We start from the raw sequence: 6,578 nt of genomic DNA, 5'->3' as shown, positions 1-6,578 counted from the left end.
AGTACTAACAAGAATAGGTCTTCATGGCCTTTTTGGTCTAGTCGTCAGGGTGTTGCACTTGAATTGTAAACTGGGGAGCCAATTTTACCTTGGGACCAGAGGATTTTCCGACGGTTGGTGATTGGGTTTTGGTGCGCCTGCCTGCGCACCCGACAGATCTTGCCACTATTGAACGCTTGGTTGAGCGGCAAACGGTGTTCGTGCGTAAAGCGGTGGGCCGTAGCACTTCGGCTCAGCTCGTGGCTGCCAATGTGGATTGGCTGCTGCTGTGCATGGCGCTGGATGGCAACTTTAACCTGCGGCGACTGGAACGGTATTTAGCCGTCGCGGCCGCGTCTGGCGCCCAAGCCGCCATTGTGTTAACCAAAGCGGACCAAAGTGCTGACTTGGCGGCTGCTAAAGCTGAGGTGGCGACTGTGGCCGGGCAGACGCCAGTCATTATCTTTGACGCCACTCGACCAGATGGCCTCGCCGCATTAGAAGCCCTGATGCAACCACGGCTAACGTACGCGCTGCTAGGTTCATCAGGGGTTGGTAAATCAACCTTGATCAACCAGCTGACAGGTAGCACAAACCTGGCCACTCAAAGCGTACGCAGCAGCGATGCCCATGGCCGCCACACCACCACGGCGCGGCAGCTTTTGAAGCTGCCGAATGGAAGCCTGGTGATTGATACGCCAGGGATGCGCGAGCTGGGCTTGCTGGAAGCTGACGTCGATGCCACTTTTGCCGACATCCAGGCGTTAGCCGCGCAGTGCAGGTTCCGGGATTGCCAGCATCAAAGCGAACCCGGTTGTGCGGTGCAAGCTGCCTTGGCCGCCGGCGAGCTGACGCCGGAGCGTTTTGCCAGTTATCAGCAGCTCAAAGCCGAGCAGGCGGATCACCAATTGCGCGGCAAAGCGCGTGAAAATGCCAAAATTGAGCGCATGTTTGGCGGTAAGAAACAGATGCAAGCAAAAATGAAAGCTGTCCGGCAGAAACGAAAGTAAGGGCCGGTAACGAAAAGGCATTGATCTCACTGAGGTCAATGCTTTTTGAATCTAAGCTCATCGTAATAGGGAACTTGCCAGCATAGCCAGACTGCCTGCGTTGAGACTTAACCAATCGTTAACATGGGCTATCATAATCTATAAAATTTTTTGTTCCTACAAATTCGTTAATCATTCCATCTTTAGCCCTTATGTACATAGAAATGCGTTATATCAATGACTTGCCCGAAACTGAATTTCAAAAAAACAAAAAAACTTTTCCTTTATTGACTTTTACACCGTTTTTACGAATGCTATACTCGTCTCAACGTGGGGTTGTTAACCCTGCTAATCTTATATGGGCACATTGCTTTTGCATGATATAAGGAGGAGTACTATGAAATCACGACCAAAATCGGGTCATCTACTCAAACCGTATGACCCGGTAGTAAAAGATTATAAAATGTATAAGGCCGGAAAATTTTGGCGTTTCGCTTTCACCATGTTTGCCGGCGCCGTCCTGACTGGGGGCACTTTCACAAGTGCGCTCATTTTGCCGACGACTGGCAGCCAAGTCGTAGAGGCGGCCGATGAAACCTCGACGGTCGAGGAGGTTTATAACAAGTCGTTCCTGGATACGTTAAAGCTGACTAATCCGAACGCTACGACCAGTGTGGATGGCCAGATCATTGTGACCGCCGGCGTGCGGGAAGTTCAAAATGGCGATACCACCAAGAAGTACTTGGCCTATGACCAGCCGATTACGGTGACATTTAAACGCTTCTCCAAGATTGGCGCGATTAAGGTTATGGGCAGTTCCAGCAATGGGAGCATTCTCAGCTCTATTTTAGGGGCTATTGCCGGCTGGGTCTCAGACATTCGTAATGTCATGGGGGGAGGAAAAGGCTCCTTCCAGCAAGACTACACCTATCATCTTTCCAATGAGAGCGAAATGGCCAATATTGACGCGGTGACGCAGACTTTGCTTCACGGCACCGACGACGAAGTGGCGAACCTGAAGACTGGCGATTTGTTCCGCATGGCACCCTTGACAGATGCTGGGCTTCTGAAGATTGGGACCACGACCCAGAGCGCCCTTGACAAGCCGAGCATGAACTACAACACGGATGCCACCTGGGCAGCACAAACCTTTGAAACCGCCAATCTGTTCACCGTGAACAAAGACGATAATTCGTCGAGTTTGACAGTGACCTTAACGGCCGATCAGGTTAAAGCCGCTTTTGCCGATCATGGCGGTTATCTGATGCTTTGGCCAAACAAAGCGCTGAATGATGCGGTCATTACTGACTTAATTATTCCGAGTGTCGATGGTGACATTGGTGACGGCGTCAAAGTGGATGTCGGCACGCCCACGACCGGCTCAACCGGTGACACAGGGGATACCGGTGATACCGGAGAAACGACCACACCACCAATTACTGACGGTTTTCCCGTGACTTATAAGTACATCGATGAAAATGGTCAGGAGATTCCAGACTCGACCAAGACCATTCAGATTGCTAAAGATGGGACGATTGACTATACACCGCAAGATGCACCGGCAGGGTATGAGTTCGATCCTGCCAAAACTCAGGTAACGATGCCGCCTGATGCGAAACCTGAATCCGTTGCCGCGGCTAAAACAATGCTTCAGACTTCTAAGACTTTTGCCGGCGTGACCAATACGATGTCAATGTACGGTCTTGATTCTGCCGCAAATTTCATTGAGTTTGGTAGCGACGGCGTCACCATCACGTATCAAGGTAAGAAGACCCAAGGCGAGCCCGTCACGGTTAATTTTATCAACGCGGCAGATCCGTCCAAGCCGATTAAGCAAGCGGTCACGCTGACAGGAACCATTGGCGATGCGGTTGACTTCAGTTCGATTAATAAGTCAATTCATGATTGGACACTAACGGAAGACGGCACCACCACGCCGATTAACTTTACTGACAAAGCCCAGACCGTTGATCTGAAATACACTCAGAATACGCATAAGCTATTTCTCAATCTTGTTGATAATCAGGGGAACCCGGTTAAAAACAAGGATGGCGTTTCGACAATTCGCGTTGGCACCAAAACGTATACTGCGGGCACCGGCGTTTCGACTAAAGGCTATAATTACACAGTGCCCGGGTACCAGATTCAACCCAACCAGTCGCTGACTCAAATGATGTACGCGACCACTGCTGATGGTGATCAGTATGCCGATGTTTATTTTGATAAGATTCCAACGGCCACTGTCACCATTAATCTGAAAGATCAGGCGACACAGCAACTTGTTGAGGCTGGTAACAAACTAAACACGTATTCATACACCGGACCTATTGGCGAAGCTATTGATTTTGCAACCCTGAATATTGACAAGGACATCACGGGCTATGAGCTGGTTAAGGATAATACGCTCACGCCAACAGTGGTTGCTGATAACACCACGATTGATATTCTGTACAAAAAGAAAGCCGGGGTTCTGGTCGAACTCGTTGATGACAACGACACGGTTATCAACCTTGAAGGGTACACGACCACCTACCAGATTGATGCTGGTGTTGGCGACATTCTCACTGCCGATGATTTTGCCAAGGCCAACATTAATAAAGCCCTGCCTGGTTATCGCCTGATGCAAGATGGGACAACCAGTGCCTATACAGTGACCGATACCAACAATAATCTGGTCAAAATTATTTTTGAAAAGATTCCTGATGTGACTTTGACGGTCAACCTGGTCGATACTGATGGCAACGCCGTGACGAACACGGATGGCAAGTCTTCGTATACGTTAAGTGGCCAACCAGATACTGATGTTGATTGGACGGCTGCCGGTATTAATAAGACGGTCACCGGGTATGAGCTATCAAATGATGAGACGACTAACCCATTGAAGTTTGAAAATGGGATGCCAGCTGTTACGATTACTTTTGCTAAAGAACGGAAGGTAACGGTATCCTTCGTTGATGAAGCGGGCTCAAGTCTTCAGAACACCGATGGCCAAAGTAGCGTTGACTATACGGGCGTGAAAGGTGATACGCTTGATTTTGCCGGGTTGAATAAAACCGTTGATGGCTACACCATCGAAACTGACCCGACCGCCAGCAGCTACATTGTCCAAACAGGGGATACACAGAGTCTTAAGATTGTGTATAAAGCCGATGGACCACGCGTTTACACGCCAGATGATCCGGGCACATTTAACAATGGTGATCCGACAGGGGTTACTCAACGTTATCTGATTGCCACCGTGGGCACGCACATTCATTACACCGGTGATGTGGCCGGCCTACCAACAGATAAAGACATTGAGCCATTCTTTGTTTACCGGACGGCGACCATCGACGATAGTGGCACCATTCACTACACACCGTGGACTACCAATACTTCAGGCCTGGCTGGCAGCGATGATACAGTATTGCTGAATGCTATCACGAATGATCCTCAATATGTTCCGGTCGTTGCTGGCGCTAAGGGAACCATTGATTCTTCGACAAACCAGGATATTAAATCAACAGATTTGCAAGGTGTTGGCAAGACCCAAGGTAACATCAACGCTACGGGTGGGGATATTCTGGCGAATAGGGCGTATACGAAGTTCATTGTGACTCGCAACGTCAACTACACTGCGGATACACCGAATTTGCAGTGGCATCAGCCGCCAACAGAAACCACCGACCCGCATTACAATGATACGCACAAGACGTTAACCGTCACGGTCATGGAAGTTAAAGACGGCAACAAGAAGATCCAGAACACTCAAACTGTCACTTTGACGCGCGAATATCAAAAGGATGACAACAGCGACAGCAATGAAGCAACGGATTACGGCGATTGGACAGTCGCGAACACGTATAGCGACTACACCCCAACCACTTATGATGGCTACACTCCTGACAAGAAGATTGTCACCAGTAATACAACCACGGATGATGGTTCTACCGTTGATGGTCAGGCGGCTGCAATGCAGACAGACGACGGCGATGCGGACCAGACAGCCAATGTTACGGTTACCTACACCAAGAATCCGAAGTTGGTTGTTCATCCAGCCCCGAACGACCCAACCGATAAGTACTATGATGAAACGCATAAGACCTTGACCATCATTGTCAACGCAACTAAAGATGGCGAAACTCAACAACTTGATAAGCAAGAGCTGACCTTCAGCCGCACTTACACCACGGATGTGAATGATCCTTCAGATACGGTGGTTGAATATGGCGCTTGGACTCAGGACACAGCATTTAAGACGGTCACACCAGAGACGATTTCTGGCTACATTGTTAATCCAACCGTTATCGACGGGAGTGCAGTGGGCACTGAGGGAATTTCGGCCAACCAAGCAGCCACACTGTTCTCAAGTTCCGATATCGATAAGGATGATACGGCTACAATCACTGCGACCTACACAGTCGTTCCGCCCGAACAAGGCACTGGTGTGGTTCACTATGTTTACCAGGATGTGAATGGTGTTGAACTAAAAGCGCCTGAGAATGTTTCTGGTGAAGAAGGTTACGATTACTCGAACGATTATGACATTCCTGATCAGTTGAGCGGTGAAGGGTTAAACTTACCTGATGCTGGCGGTACGCTTGATACCAGCGTGCTATACTACTACGCAACTGCCGATATGAACGGCGGCCAAATCAACTTCCTACCTGATGACAGCAAAGCAGATGCTGCCTTCAACACGACCGGTCAAGACATTTGGGTTATGTACGTTGCCAAGCCAAAAGCTGGTGAAAAAGGCGCTACCGGTGATACTGGTGCCACTGGTGACGCCGGTGCGACTGGTGCGGTTGGCGACAAAGGCCCTCAAGGTGATAAAGGTCCTGACGGTGACAAAGGTGCCTCTGGGGATGCTGCCACACCACTTACAATCACAGGACAACACCCTGATGAAGATGGCAATACGGTAATCGAATTCTCAGATGGCAAGGAGATTACGGTTAACCACGGTGCTGACTCAACGATTGGCGTTGATCCAATTACTGAAGACGGCAAAGTCAAAGGCTATACTCTAACCATTGATGGGGAAAAATACACTATTAACAATGGTACTGATGGTGAAGATGGTGTTGGCATAACGGATTACACCACTGATCCTGACGGTAATATTGTTCTGAATCTTTCAAACGGTGACAAGATCACTTTGCCTAAAGGCGCCAAAGGTGATACTGGTGCTGATGGTGCAACTGGTGCCGCAGGACAATCAGCATTCGAAGCCTGGAAGGATAATGGCGGTACTGACGCCGACGGCGATGGCAACATCGAGATCGACGACATGATTGCTTCCCTCAAGGGTGACACAGGTGCTAAGGGTGATACCGGCGCAACTGGTGCCGATGGTGCAACTGGTGCAGCTGGACAATCAGCGTTCGAAGCCTGGAAGGATAATGGCGGTACTGACGCCAACGGCGATGGCGACATCGATGTTGACGACATGCTACAAGACCTTAAGGGTGACACAGGTGCGAAGGGTGATACCGGCGCAACTGGTGCTGATGGTGCAACTGGTGCAGCAGGTCAATCAGCATTCGAAGCTTGGAAGGATAATGGCGGTACTGACGCCAACGGCGATGGCGACATCGATGTTGACGACATGCTACAAGACCTTAAGGG

At 49.7% G+C, this 6,578-nt stretch carries 2 protein-coding genes; both read left to right on the top strand.

Going from position 1 to position 6,578, the window contains the following annotated elements:
• Positions 1 to 89: 89 nt before the first annotated feature.
• A complete protein-coding gene (gene rsgA / locus JUF11_RS12700) occupies positions 90 to 989 on the top strand; it encodes a ribosome small subunit-dependent GTPase A (protein ID WP_204119887.1) in 900 nt (299 codons plus the stop codon).
• 376 nt (positions 990 to 1,365) lie between these two features.
• The coding region (locus tag JUF11_RS13340) for a mucin-binding protein (RefSeq protein ID WP_204119886.1) at positions 1,366 to 6,578 on the top strand (5,213 nt) is incomplete at its 3' end.

Source organism: Lacticaseibacillus suilingensis (assembly GCF_016861845.1).
Classification (GTDB): Bacteria; Bacillota; Bacilli; order Lactobacillales; family Lactobacillaceae; genus Lacticaseibacillus; species Lacticaseibacillus suilingensis.
This window is presented reverse-complemented; position numbering and strand designations above follow the sequence as displayed.